Source organism: Pseudonocardia sp. NPDC046786 (assembly GCF_040645415.1).
In the GTDB taxonomy this organism is placed as follows: Bacteria; Actinomycetota; Actinomycetes; order Mycobacteriales; family Pseudonocardiaceae; genus Pseudonocardia; species Pseudonocardia kongjuensis.
The window spans coordinates 113223-126903 of record NZ_JBEYYF010000009.1; the positions used below are offsets into that span (position 1 = coordinate 113223).

Annotated in this window: 5 protein-coding genes; all 5 read right to left on the reverse strand. The window is 70.3% G+C overall.

Annotated elements, in window-relative coordinates; genetic code table 11:
• Nucleotides 1–177: 177 nt before the first annotated feature.
• Genes ABZ881_RS13875 through pglX form a run of 5 tightly spaced genes read right to left on the reverse strand, consistent with a single transcriptional unit; the run spans nucleotide 178 to nucleotide 13664 of the window.
• Nucleotides 178–2268 carry a DEAD/DEAH box helicase gene (locus ABZ881_RS13875; RefSeq protein WP_358484569.1) on the reverse strand — a complete coding sequence of 697 codons (2091 nt, stop codon included), beginning with the start codon at nucleotides 2266–2268 and terminating at the stop codon, nucleotides 178–180.
• Nucleotides 2265–3593 carry a BREX system ATP-binding protein BrxD gene (gene brxD / locus ABZ881_RS13880; protein ID WP_358484571.1) on the reverse strand — a complete coding sequence of 443 codons (1329 nt, stop codon included), beginning with the start codon at nucleotides 3591–3593 and terminating at the stop codon, nucleotides 2265–2267. Before brxD ends, ABZ881_RS13875 begins: the two co-directional genes overlap by 4 nt.
• Complete coding sequence (pglZ, locus tag ABZ881_RS13885) at nucleotides 3590–6331, reverse strand: BREX-2 system phosphatase PglZ (protein ID WP_358484573.1); 2742 nt, start codon at nucleotides 6329–6331, stop codon at nucleotides 3590–3592. Before pglZ ends, brxD begins: the two co-directional genes overlap by 4 nt.
• Nucleotides 6328–10035 (reverse strand): PglY protein, encoded by a 3708-nt coding sequence (locus ABZ881_RS13890; protein WP_358484575.1) that lies wholly within the window; start codon nucleotides 10033–10035, stop codon nucleotides 6328–6330. Before ABZ881_RS13890 ends, pglZ begins: the two co-directional genes overlap by 4 nt.
• A complete protein-coding gene (gene pglX, locus ABZ881_RS13895; protein ID WP_358484577.1) occupies nucleotides 10032–13664 on the reverse strand; it encodes a BREX-2 system adenine-specific DNA-methyltransferase PglX in 3633 nt (1210 codons plus the stop codon). Before pglX ends, ABZ881_RS13890 begins: the two co-directional genes overlap by 4 nt.
• Between the last annotated feature and the right edge of the window lie 17 nt (nucleotides 13665–13681).

Here is a 13681-nt window from a genome sequence, read left to right on the forward strand (position 1 = left end):
GGCCGGAGCACCGCCCGCGCCGCGGAATACCGGTTGTGGGCAGCCGACTCGACGCATCTGGCCACGGCCGTGGTCGCCGGGGCGGGCCAGTTCGTCACCGACGACCGGAAGAGCTTCGGGTCGGGCATCTCGAAGATGACATCGTGTGTCCGGGGCAGCTGTCCGGCTGAGGCCCACTCAGACCGTGCCGAAGCGCACCGGTTCGTCCAGGACCGATGCGGCACCGTCGAAATCAGCCAACCGTGCCGCCAGCGTCGCCACGGCGAGCCTCCGCGGCAGGGCGTCGGAGAACTTCAGCCCGTCGAGCGCCCGCTCGTCAACGTGCGGCAGGCACAGACGCTTCACGGCATCAGCGGACCTGGCCACCCACACGTCCCGGCTCACATCACCCCGGATCCGGATCGACACGTCGTTGACCCGCTGTGTGTCGTCGACGAGATCGGACAGCGTCGCGGCGAGGGTGGCATTGGTCCGGAAGCCGGCCCAGGTCCACCAGCGCAGGTCGGCGCCCTCCCGCATCACCACCGTGCCACCCGGGTGAACCGTGTACCGCTCCGTGTCGCGCTGCTCGGCGAGCACATCGGAGGCACGCGCGGTCAGAGTGACCGGAGGGTCTTCTCCCAGGAGCACAGTCCGGACGGCGCGGGCGAGCGCAAAGCTCGCTCCGCCGAGCCCACCGGTGCCCCAGCGGGCCCTGCCACCACGCTCGTCCGCTTCGACGAAGCAACGCTGACGGCCCCAGTCCACCCAGCTCACCCGCCAGCTCCGCCCGGCGAGCAGAATGAGCCGTGGGCCCTCCACCTGGTCGGTGAGCAGCGCGGGATCGAGTAGCCCGATCTCTCGGCGTCCTTCGAACACGCGGAACTGCGGAGGTGCGGTGAACACTGCTGTCATGCCCATGAAGTGGCGTCGGCCGTAGCGCTTCTCCGCAGCCGGCCCGATGCCCATGAGCTCGCCGTCGCGGTCGACGAAACCCTCGTCGAGCAGATGATCGAGGATTGGTTGCGATCCGGGGTCGAACGGCCGGAGCTCGTTCCAGGCGTCGAGAGCGAGGCGCGTCCCCACCGAACCCTGCTGCAGACACAGGGCCAGTAGTTGCTGGGCAACGATGTGCCGGGGCTCCGGCGGTGCGGTGACGGGCTCGACGTAGCCACTGCCCCACAGTTGCAGCAACCCGGCCGCCCACAACAGGGATCTCTGGTCGAGCGCCAGGAACAGGCAGTTCCGCGTGCTGCCCGGGCGACGACCGGTCCGGCCGAGCCGTTGCAGGAACGACGCCACGGTACGCGGCGCGTTGATCTGCACGACCCGGTCGAGGTCGCCGACGTCGATGCCGAGCTCGAGCGTCGACGTCGAGACGATCACGCAGTCGCGCGCCTCGGCGAACGCGGCCTCGGCCTGTCGACGTTCGTCGACCGAGAGCGAGGCGTGGGACAGGAACGTGGTGACACCCCGCTCCCGCAACGCGGTCCCCAGCTTCTCCACCAGCGCGCGACTGTCACAGAACACCAGTCGCTTCTCGCCTCGGTGCAGGGCCGCGAGCACGGTGGCCGCGTTGTCCACCGAGCCGACGTAGTCGAGCTCGACGTCGGCACCGGCGACCGCGGACCCGGCCTGCGGAGCGACAACGGTCGACGCCCGGATGCCGCGTCCTGCCCCTTGCAGCCAGTCGAGTAGCTCAGCGGGGTTGCCGACGGTCGCCGACAGGCCGATCCGCTGCAACGGTCTCCCGCACACCCTGGAGAGACGTTCGAGGACGGCGAGCAGGTGCCAGCCCCGGTCGTCACCGGCGAAGGCGTGCACCTCGTCGACAACCACGGATCGCAGTCCATCGAAGAACCGGTCGTGGTCGACCCGGGTCCCGACGAGCATGGCCTCCAGCGACTCGGGTGTGGTGAGCAGGACGTCCGGGCGGTTGAGGAGAATCCGTTGACGCGCGCCGGGTGTGATGTCGCCGTGCCACAGCTCGACGCTGCGGCCGAGCCAACCGCCATAGCTCTGCAGTCGAGGCAGCAAGTTGTTGAGCAGGGCCTTGAGGGGGCAGATGTAGAGCACCGACGTCCCGGTCCAGCGCTGTGCTTCCATCGCGGACAGCAGCGGGAACATCGCGGCCTCGGTCTTGCCGCCGGCCGTGGGGGCGAGGAGCACCGCGTCGTCGCCGCGCAGGAGCGGATCGACGGCGTCTGCCTGCAGCGGGCGCAGGCTCCGCCAGCCGAGGGTGTTGACGATGTGGTGTGCCAGTCCCGGGGCCAGCAGTTCGATGCTCACGGCAGGTCCAGCGAGATGTCTCCCGCGCTGCCTGGACGGCCCGCGTTGCGTTCGACGTCGGTCATCTCATGCGACGCGATCGTGAGGGCGTAGTGCGTGCGGGGATCGAAATCGGCGTGCTCGTCAACGCGGTCGAGTACGTCCTGCACCAGTTTGCGCAGGTAGAGCCGAGGCGCGATCCCGACCTTGCCGCCGAGCTCACCGGTCAGGGCACGGGCGAGCTCATCCAGGTAGGCGTCGTCGACCGCGGCTCGCACCCGCTCGGGGTGACGTGCCGCCCCCGCGTAGAGATCCCGCACCGCGCGCCCCAACGAGCCGAGGCGTTCGAGATCGAATCCGGTCAGTCGCAGTTGTACCGCGCGGGGTGAGTCGAACCGCGGGTCGGTGGACAAGTCGGTGGCGAGGCGCTGGGCGAGCGGCGGCAGCCGCTGCACACCCTGCTGGCCGTCGAAGAACGCCGGGGTCCCGGTGATGACGAGGAACAGGCCCGGGAACCGGCCTGAGTCGATCTCGTCGAGGAGCTGGCGGAGCGCGTTGAGCCCCTTCTCCCGCACATCACCGCGAACCCGCTGCAGGGTCTCGATCTCGTCGAGGACGACGAGCATCCCGGGATGCCCTGAGTCGCGCAGTACGCCGAGGAGTCCCTGCAGGAATCCAAGTGCACCGAAGTGGTCGAGATCGCCGCGCACCCCGGCGGCGCGGCGTGCGGAGGCCGCGACGGACCGCTGTCCCCCGAGCCAGGCGACGAGCGCCTCGGCGGTGGCGACGTCCCCGGCCTGCTGGGCGTGCCGGTAACCGCGGATCGCCGAGGCGAAGGCGGGTGTCGTGCGGGCGACGCCGGCGAGCCGCTGTTCCATGAGCTCGTCGACGGCGGTGCTGAGCCCGGCCACATCGTCGGTGTCGATCTCTCCGGCGTCGAGGATCTCCTCCTCCAGCGTGAACAGCCAGGAGTCGACCACGGCGCGCAGCGCGGACGGCGGATACGTGGCGGTGGTCAGCCGCTCGGTGAGCCGTCGATAGACGGTCTCCAGCTTGTGCAGGGGTGTCTCGGTCTCCGAGATCTGGATCTCCGAGGTGGCAAGCCCGGCGCGCTTGGCACGCTCGGCGAGCCAGCGCGCGAAGAAGGTCTTTCCGGAGCCGTAGTCCCCGCGGACGGCGTGGAAGGCCGCGCCACCGCGGGCCGCGGTGCGAATGTCGTCGTCCATCGCACCGGCGAACCGGTCGAGCCCGACGGCGAGGAGATCGAGACCGGCGGCGGGTACGGTGCCGCGACGCAACGCGTCGATGACGTCGCGGCGGCGAGCCTCGCTGACCGGGCCGGTCACCGGCGGTCCAATCCGAACTGCATGCTGAGCACGTCGACGTCGAGTCGCACGGTGCGGCCGTCGAAGGCGATCACCTGGTAACCCTCCAGGTTGAGCAGTCGTTGCAGGTGCGCGATGACGGGCCCGGGCTCGCGTCCGACCCGGCCGAGGGCGGTGACGGCCGCGGTCGCGCTGATCTCGCCGCCGCCGTCGTTCAGAACGTCGAGCAGTCTGGCCACCGCGTCCGGCTCCGGTGCCCGTGGCAGCAGTCGGCGTTGCGCGGTGAAGGGGGCGGATGCCACCACGCGGGCGCCCAGTGTGGCCTGCTTCGTTGCGGGCGTCGGTGTCGGCGCCGGCTCGGCGGCGGCCGCCGGGAGCTCGAAGAGCCCGGCTGCGTCGTCGGGCACCTTCGGGCGGGCCGGCTTCTTCCTCACGGGCGGGGACGGCTCTGCGGGTTGCGGGACGACCGGCACGGGCCGGCCGCTCCACCACTGTGGCCGGGTCGTCTCCGGGTTGAGGATCGACCAGCCCATCGGCGCTGTCGGCGGCCCGGGCCGGAACACCAGGACGGGCACTGTCATCTCGGCGAGCGAGGCTCCGCCGTGGTAGCCGGCACGCCGGTTGGTGTAACGGATGTCCTCCCGCCAGGGGACCACAACACGGCCACCACCCTCGAGCACCCGAGGCCCGCGCAGCTCGATCTCGCCGTCGCCGGGGGCACCGGTGCGCCATCGCGCGGACGGTGCCTGGTTCGGGCCGCCGGCCTTGGCCGAGTCGGTGGAGCGTTCGAGGACGTGCCCGTGGTCGGACACGACGACGACCGGACGGCCGTAGCTGCGTGCCGCGTCGAGCAGGTCGGGCAGGTAGGTGATGTCGTGCAGTCGCCAGCCGGTGCGGTCACCCTCGCGACCGTGGTCGAGCGCGTCGTCGACGGTGTTCAGCACGACTCCGACGACGCGTTCGGGATCGGCGAGGGCGGTGACCAGCCGTTCGGAGAGCCTGCGCCCTGCGGTGCCGGCGATGTCGGACTTGTGCATCAGGTCTGCGTCGTGGCCGTGCCGCTTCCAGAGCGCGGCGAACCCATCCCGCTCGACGGCCTGGTCGCCGGCCGTCGTGGTACCCGTGAGCAAGCTCGCCCGGGAGATCCGGGTGACCGACGGGACGACCGCGACGGCCGCCTCGCGGCCGCCGGGATCGCGGCCGAGCTCGGCCCAGCCACGGTCGAGGATCTGCTCCCCCAGCTCGACGGCGACCGCGGCACTCATCCCGTCGATGACGACGATCAGCGGAGCCCCCGCCTCCGGCAGTAGTGGTGCGGCAACCTCGTCGAGGACCTGCTCCACGAGCAGCGCGCCGCCGGGAGCGGTCGCCGCGGAGTGCTCGGTCCAGTCGCGCAGCAGCGCGGCGAACCGCTCGTCGAGCTCGTCGCGGCGGCGGCGGGCGGCATCGTGCACGATGCCAAGGGCGTGCCCGACAACCGGCTCGGCGGTGGTCTCCCCCGCCCACACGGTGGTGAGGGCACGGTCGACCCAGCCGCCGGTCCGGATGTGCTCGGTGACCGCACGGACGACGGAGCCGGTGGTGGCATCCGCGGTGCCGGTCACGGGGTCGGCGAGCCAGCGCATCAGTCGGACCGCCATCGCGGCGGCGGCGGGCCGCTCGGGGTGCAACCGGGACAGCCGGTGCTCGCGCAGCCGGTCGAGCGCACCCTCGGCGATCTGCACGGCCATCCCGTCAGGCTGTGCGGTGAGTGCAGCTGCAACCGCGCGCATCAGTCCCCGGAATCCGGACGGGAGGAAGGGGTGCTCGGTGGCATCGACGCCGCGGTCGGTGGCGATCTCGTCGGCGCGGCGGAGCACGTCGAGCACCTTGCGGCGGTGTTCCTCACCGCGTGCGCCTCCGGCCTCTGCCTGAACGATCCAGCGTTCGAGGGTGCCTTGCACGGCCACGACGAACGCGTGTCGGGAGGCCGAGTCGGCGCTGATTCCCCCGAGCAGTCCGCCGACCGCCAGTGCGATGTCGGTGGGGACCGCCTCCTCATCGAGCAGTGAGACGAGCACACCGAGCGGCAGCACGTCACCTGCCTGTTCGCGGCGGACCAGCGCCGTGAACACGACCGCGAACGGACCGACCGTCTCGGCGAGGCGGCGGCTCAAGCCCTGCTGCTCGTCCGGGGACAGGTCGAGGAACCTTGCGGGTCCGGCGGTCTGCGACCAGTCCAACAGAGCACCCGCGTCGGGGGCGCCGTCGGCGAGGCCGAACCGGACCGCGACGAGGGCTCGGGCAGCGACCTCGTAGGTGAGGACCGGTCCAGTGCGGACCCAGCCCTCGGGAGGTTCGGCCTCGAGCAGCGCATCGAGCAGCCACGGTTCCTTTCGGAGCCGCGTCTCGACCTCGGTGGCGCCGAAACGTTGGGCGACGATCTCGGCTCGGTCGACCGTGAGGGTGGTGCGTCGCAGAGCATGCCCACGCAGGTCCCAGCCGAGCCGGTCGTCCGGCACACCGGTGGTGACGACCAGCACGGCGGTGTCGCCGGCGGACTCCCGGTGTTCCTGCCAGGCGCCGAACACACCGAGGACCGAGTGGTCGTCGTGCACGGTGACGTCGTGCTCGGTGCCGTCGATGTCGACAGTGAACCGGGGACGCGCCGTGGCCGCGTACCGGCCGTGCACCAGGACGAGCCGACGGTACGGCTCGATCGGCAGGTAGCTGCGCAGAAGCTGCCCGACGGTGCGGTCGTCGATCTCCGGTGGGCTCATCCGTTCCCTCCGTCGAGGATCCGCCACGTCACCTCGTAGCGGACGTTCGGGGTGGCGCGGACAGCCCGTTCGATCTCGTTGACGACGGCGTCGAGATCGGATGCGGAGACCTCACGGCGTTCCTGGGCGGGTGGGGGCGTCGGAGCGGGCGGCCGGGCCGTGGTCGGCCCCGGGTTGGGGATCGGGACCGGGAGCGGATCGAGCGTCGCGTCCGACACGATGCCGATGGCGTCACCGTTCGCCCTGGTCAGAACCACCGCCAGATCGATCTCGAACTGCTCGGCCCGCGCCGCCTCGGCGACCTGCGTGCTGAGCCGTTCGGCCCGTTCACCGACCTTCGGGTGGTCGCGGAGGTTCCGGGCCGAGGACAGTAGCTGCCACTGGACGGCGTCGAGTGCCCGCCGCACCGCGGGGGTGGAGACGACAGCGGCGCCGAGCACCGGGTCGGAGACCTGCTGCCCGTCGTCGGCCACCAGTGCCCGCGTGAACGCGGTCGTGTCCCGGATTCCTGACAGCCGCGCGAGCAGGTCCGCCGCTGCGCGCGCTGTCTTGATCCGCGGTTCCGTCGTGTCGACACCGAGGTCGCCGGCATGCCGCTCGAGCGCCTGCCACACCCCGACGACGTCACTCTCCAGCTCGGTGACGCGCTGCTGGACCCGGGTCACCAGCTGCTGGACATTCCGGGCGAAGAGCGGCTCGGGCACCGTGATGCCGAACAGGGTGGAGGCGCGGGTGCGGGCGGCGGCGAACTCGTCGGGACCGGGCAGTTCCTGGGCACGCAGCGCGTCGCCCGCGCCCATCCGATCGAGATCCGGCGGGTCGGAGGGCACGCCATGGTGCACCCACGCCCGGTCGGCCAGGAGCGCATAGGTGGCGATCATCAGGTTCGCCACCGGGCGGTCCAGGCCCGGCCCGACGAGCTCGGCAACCCACCGGCGCATCTCGTCGACCGGGAAGTCACCGGTCACCCCGTGGGCCGCGGCGTGCTTCTCGATCTGCTGTTTCCACTCGACGTGCAGATAGAGCGGCCCGTCGGTGACCTCGCCGAGCTTCAGCCCGTGCACGACCCGCCGGACGAGCTGCAGGTCCTTGCTGGTGACCTCCACCCGGCGGTCGCCGTTCTCGGTCGCGGCGGTGACCCACCGCAGGACCGTGCGCAGCTCGCCGAGGGTGAGTGCCTTGCGGTTTCCCGAAGGATCGAAGTCCGGGTGCTGCGGGTACAGCGTGCCGAACAGACCGTCGGCCAGTGTCGCGACGTTGTGCTCGAGCGACGCACCCCCGGCGAGGCGTGGGCTGTGGCCGGGCAGCAGCGACAGCGTGCTGACGACGCCGTCGTCGAGGTCGGTGCGGACGCTGGTGGTGTCCGCCCTCGCGATCCCGTAGGCCTGGTCCAGCGCGGCAGTGAGCTGGGAGGTCAGGTTGTCCCGCTGGGCCTGCAGCTGCACCCGCACGCGGACCCGGTCGTCGCCGGACAGATGCGCGGCGTACTCGTCGAGCCGGTTCTTGTCCAGCAGGAAATTGATCTTGATGAGCCGTCCGAGCTGGGCGGTGCGCTGCTCGGTGAGGAAGTGCGGGATCCACACCAGGGTCGCGCCCTCCACCCCGGCCCGGCGCAGGCTGTCGACACGCTGGATGTCGCTGGACGGGAAGTGGTCGGCATCGTCGAAGGGGTAGTCGAAGACGAACCGGACCCGGCCGTCGGCGCCGGGCCGGAACTGCGGCTCGGGCATGTCGACGGTGTCGCGGACGTTGCCGAACACGAACTCGACGGTGCGCCTCGTGCCGCGCCAGACGTGCTCGCGCTCGGAGACGAAGGACTGCTGGTCGGGGATCCGCAGCGCGGACCACAGCCGGTCCTTGATCCAGATCCGGCGGGCGCCGACGTTGTCCTGCTCGCCGACGGCGTCGAGCAGCGGTTCGACGTCGAGGTCGGACAGGTGCAGCGCGAAGACGGGGTCCTTCTCCCCCTCGCTACGCAGCTCGCCGAACTCGGCCTGCAGCTCGCGCAGGCGGGTGACCACGACCTGGCCCGGTTCGACCGTGCGGGACCGGATGGACCCGAGGTTGAGCGCGGCGAGCCGGGCCCCGGTGAGCCGGTTGAGCGCGGGCACCTCGCGGGCCAGCGAGGCGAGCAGCAGGGTCTTGACGAACCGGTCGGCGGCGACGAAGCGCGGGTCGTCCTCGGAGCCGTAGAGCCCGAGCAGGTGGGTGCGGGCCTTGTCGTGGAACCGCTTGCCCGCCTCGGCCTCGCGGCGCAGCGTCGTGGTGAACGCGGCGCCGGTGCCGTCGGTGAGCACGTCCCACAGGTCACCGAGCGGGATGAGCTGCCCGACCTTCATATCGTCGCGGCGGCGGTGCAGCATCTCCTGCAGCAGCTTCAGGCCGGTGCGCTCACGTTGCAGGGCTCCGGCGAGCACGACGAGCACGTTCAGCAGCGCGGGCGAGAGCGGGTAGACGCGCTTGAAGTCGTCCCAGCTCGCTTCGGTGACGCCGGTGGCGTCGAGCAGCACCTCGCGGTCCCCGGCCCGGCTGGTTTCGATGGAGGCGAACGCCTCGTCGAGCAGGTGCTCCTTGCCGACGCGGGGCTTGAGGACGCGCTCGCGCACGATCGCGGGCAGGTTCGAGTCCTCCAGGGACACGACGTCGAACCGCTCGGCGAGGTACTCGACCTGCGTCTCGAGGTTCTTGACCGCGGCGCCGGTCACGTCCTCGCCGACGAGCTTGGACAGGTCCCGCTGCCGGGAGATGAAGGAAACGATCGGCACCGCGCGGTCGGCGACGCCGGACTCGATGAGCTTGACGAGCTTGCTGACCTGGGTGTTGACGAAGCGCTGGTCGGTCATGTGCGCCTGCAGCCAGAGGATCAGCTCGTCGAGGAAGAGCACCACGCCGGCGTAGCCGAGCGACTTGGCGTGCTCGGAGATCACGGCGAGCCCGTTCTCCAGCGGGAGGAACGCGGCGGCGTCGCCGGTGGCGCCACGGCTGTAGGACTTCATCGGCCCGGTCAGCAGCGCCGATTCCAGTGCCCGCCGGGTCAGCGAGCCCGCGGGGGCGGCGAACGCCTCGTCGAGGCCTGCCGGGGTCCACCCCCCACCCGGAGCCTCACCGATCACGTCGAGATCGTCGTCATCGCCGTCGGTGCTCGTCGCGGTGTCGGCGAGCAGGCCGATGAAGGCGTTGTCGCCGAGGCGGGTACGCATGGTCGCGGCGTCGGCGAGCATGGCGTCGGAGCGGAAGACCGCCGGCACGGGTGCCTCGGGATGCAGATCGCGCACGGTCGCGACGTAGCCGCCGAGCAGCGCCGAGTCGAGGTCGGCCGCGCCGATGAGGTGGTAGGGCACCATCAGGAAGCGGCGGTCGTGCAGCCAGTCGTCGTGCTTCGCGATGATCGGCTGCAGGCTGGGCTTGCCCCGCGCGACCGGGTCGTTGTTGAGCACGGCGTGCAGCACGGTGAGGAAGTGGCTCTTGCCGGAGCCGAACGAGCCGTGCAGGTAGGCGGCGTAGGAGTTGCCACTGCGGACCCCGGCGCGCACGACGCCGAGGGCGTCGTCGAACGCCGTGCCCAGCTGCGGGGTGACGACGTACTCGCGGACCCGCTCGGCGGTCTGCTCCTCGGTGAACCCGCCGGTCAGTTCGATCTTGAAGTCGCCGGCGTGCACGGACTCCGGCAGGTCCAGGACGTCGCGCAGGTAGGTGTCGGTCACGAGGTGCTCCTCGGTCGGCGTCCGCGGGTCGGGGCGGTGGGACGCCAGTCCCGCAACGCCCGCTCGGTCAGCTGACGGTCGGCGCGCTGCTGGTCGAGGAAGGTCTGGTACTCCTCGGCGGGCGTGCCGTCCCATTCCGGGTCGTACTCACCGTGCCATTGGTGCACCCAGGGCATCAGCTCGGCCAGCCCGGCGAGCAGCGGCGTGACCTTCTCGGTGTCCCAGCCGGCCTGGGTGGTGCGGTCGTTGACCAGGTTGACCAGCGCCTGCGCCTGGTCCTTGTGGTCCCAGCCCGCCCAGCCGAGCAGCAGCGTCGGGTCGGCGTCCGGGCTCGCGTCGAGGTAGGAGACGAATCGCTCCTTGGGCACGTCGAGCTTGCCGCGGTGGCTCCAGTAGCTGGTCTTGCGGAAGTCGGCGGGCTTGTACTTCGGTGGGACGGGCAGGTTCAGGTTCGTGCCCGTCCGGTCCTCCTCGCGTTGCCCCTCCCAGGTGCGTTCCCACTCGGCGCGCTTCTCCAGCCCGGAGTCCTTGTAGCGCATCGCGGCGAGGTAGGGGACGTGCTCGTCGGCGACGACCTGTTCGAGGACCTGCGCGAGCGTCATGTCGCGCCGGTCGAGGTGGTCCTCGGCGTACAGCGCGGCGACGGCGTGGATGTCGGCATCCGGCGGGAAGCGGTCGGCGAGCTGGCTGACGGTCAGCGTGCGCGGCTGCTCGATCCCGTCCCGCATCGTGTACCAGAGGCCGCGGTCCTCGCAGCGGTCCAGCAGCCAGGTGCGCAGCGCGGTGGCTTCTTTCTTCTCCCACGGGTCGGACGCCCAGCGGCGCTTGCACTCGGGCCGTTCGATGAGCGCGATGTCGCGGCGGGCCTCGATGATCGCGATCCGGGCTTCGACGACGGCCGTGTACTCGGGTGACCAGTGCGCGGGCAGCTCGGTGATCGGGGTGGAGCGGTGGCGGTCGAACCAGGCCGTCTCGGCCTCGCCGGCGGCGACCTTGCGGGCGAGGACGATCTCGAACGCGCGCTCGCCGAGGGCCAGCGGTTCGGGGTTCTCGGTGCGGAGTGCCTTCGCCTCGGTGTCGGTGAGCAGGCCGTAGGACTGGTAGACCTCCCAGTCGAGCTCTTCCTGGAGCGCGATCATCCGCTGGCGGATGCGGGAGTGTTCGGCGCGGGCCATGTCGAGGGTGGGGCGGGTCGGGGTCTGTCGTTCGCAGACCGCGGACGGTTCCTGGTCGGCGAGGCGCTGGGCGTTCCCGTCCAGGGCGCGGCCGAGTTCGAGGGGCAGGTCAGCCGGGAGGGGGAAGTCCTGCAGCTTGGTGCCGGTGAACTCGTAAGTGTTCTTCCACGCCTCGCTGCCCAGCGCAGCGTAGCCAGCTTCTACTCGTGCGCCGCCCCCTTCACCCTTGTTGTGGCACACCTGCTTCAGCCAGAAGCACGCCGTCGACGAGTTGAGCAGCCCGAGCAATGCCAGGTGGTCGTCCTCACCCGCCTCCGCCGGAAGCTTGATCACCGGCGCGGACCGGTTGAAGACCTTCCCGCCTCGGTCCAGAACGAAGTGGTTGTGTGTCGCGACGAAGGCAAAGGTGACCGACAACCGCGTGCGGTACCGCTCCGGAACCCAGCGGTACCACGTCCACCATGGATCATCGCTGTCGCCGCGTGATTCACCCCCGAAGCCCACGGTGGAGGTGAGGATCCTCCGCATGGTCCACAAGTGGCGCCCCCACGGCTCCTCCCCATGAAGTTCGACCGGCGCGTGCAAGTCGTCGTACGGCACGAGACCGTCGTCTACCGAATCGACCCACCAGTCGCGGACGACTTCACCGACAATCAGCGGACGCCGAAGCGATCCGGTGATCGATCGTTGATCGAACCACGGGTGGCTCAGGAAGAACACGTCGTCCTGGCCGGGGAAGCTGGCGAAACCGATCGGCCGGCCGAGGCTGCTCTTCAGCGTGCCCGAAGCCTTATCGAGCGTGTCCACGACGTCTGACGAGCCTCCGCCGGCGAGGGACCAGGGATAACGAGCGAAGACAGACCTGTCCCCGTCATCCACCGACACCCAGTCGCTCTCGCTCCCTGGCCGGGCGATCTGCTCGACGATGGCGCGCCACACCGAGCCGCGCGACGCGTCGATCGGCTGGGCCGGCTCACCACGGATGCCCCTGACCGCCCGCACCGGATCACCTGTTCGACCCAGATGATTCCGTCCGACCAGAATGATCGTCGGAGTTCCGTGGCCGGGAATGTACGCGCCTGAGCTGTCGACGACGTGTGTCAGATGTACATATGGGAAGAATTCTTCGATGAGCTTCTTGCCGAACTCACGCTTCATGAACGAGTTCGCCGTGATCTGGCCGACGAAGCCCGCCCGCCTGCTCGACCCCTCCGCGCGTACCGCAAGTTGGAAGAGGCGTTCGGCGAACGGAACGGACAGCACCCACTTCCCAGCGCATGCCGGATACCGATCCTTGTACTCACGCTTCTCCGTCGGGTCGGTCGGCGTGATATAGGGAGGGTTAGCCACAACGGAGTGGTAGCTCCCCCACCCGAGCAGGTCGCCGGACCTGATGTAGTCGATCACATCCTCAGTCGAGTAGATGAACGGCTCGTCGTCGAATGCAAGCTCCTGTTGACGCCCCGGAGCGTCCCGTCCATGCAGCAAAGAGTCGCCGACCGCCACATTGATCGGGAACATCTCGGCCCGCGCGAGCCGCTGTTCCCCCGCCGCGTCGAGAGCCGCGACGAGGAGCCGAAACCGCGCGATCGATGTCGCGAACGGGTTCTTGTCGCACCCATGTACCGACTCCATCGACCGGCGGATCAACGTCCAGTCGTCGGTCCCCGGCTCCTGCTCCCGCCACTTCGCAAGAATCCGCCGGAACAGCCCGAGCAGGAAGTGCCCGGAGCCCGAAGCGGGGTCGATGGTCCGCAGCCCGTCGAGCCCGAATTCCTCGATCGCCGGATCGAGGGTCAGGTCGAGGATGAACTCCTCGACGAACTCCGGCGTCTGCAGCAGCGCATAGGTCTTCCGCGCGGCCTCGGAGAGATCCTGGTAGAGGTCGCCCAGGAACCGGGTGTCCCATCCGGTGAAGTCGTAGCGGATCGCGCCGCTGTCGTCGCGGCGCCGCCAGAAGGCGATGAGGTCGTTCGCCGCCTCGTAGGAGATCGTGATGTCCCACAGCGGGTTGTGCCTGGCGTCGAACAGGCCGGCCGCGGTCGGGTGCGCGTCCGAGATGTGCCGGAACGCCGCCTCGAGCCAGTCCCGGTTGTTGAGTGTCGGGTTCTCGGTGAAGAACGCGCCCTGGTAGTCCTCGGCCTCGCCGAGGTGCTCGGCCGGCCCGGCGAGGAACCGCCGGTCGATCAGGCCGTTGTCCTCGCAGTACCGCACGAAGACAGTGCTCAGCACCCACGCCGCCGCGGCCTGGGTGACTCGGCCTCCGAGCCACTCCGTGTAGCTCGCCGCAGTGCGGTCCGCGGAACGCGCGGCCTCGTACTCCGCGGTCAGCCGCGAGGCGATCTCGGCGTCGTCGCGGGCCCGGACCTTGAGGTCCTTCTCCAGGTTCAGTGCGAGCGTGCGCAGGTCCTTGACCAGGGCTGCGGTCGTCGCGGCCGATTCGGTGCTCGTCATGATCCTGCTTCCGTGCT

Bases quoted from the DNA above. Each gene is read 5' to 3' on its own strand.
- pglZ (WP_358484573.1), bottom strand. From the start codon at position 6,331: ATGAGCCCACCGGAGATCGACGACCGCACCGTCGGGCAGCTTCTGCGC.
- pglX (WP_358484577.1), bottom strand. From the start codon at position 13,664: ATGACGAGCACCGAATCGGCCGCGACGACCGCAGCCCTGGTCAAGGAC.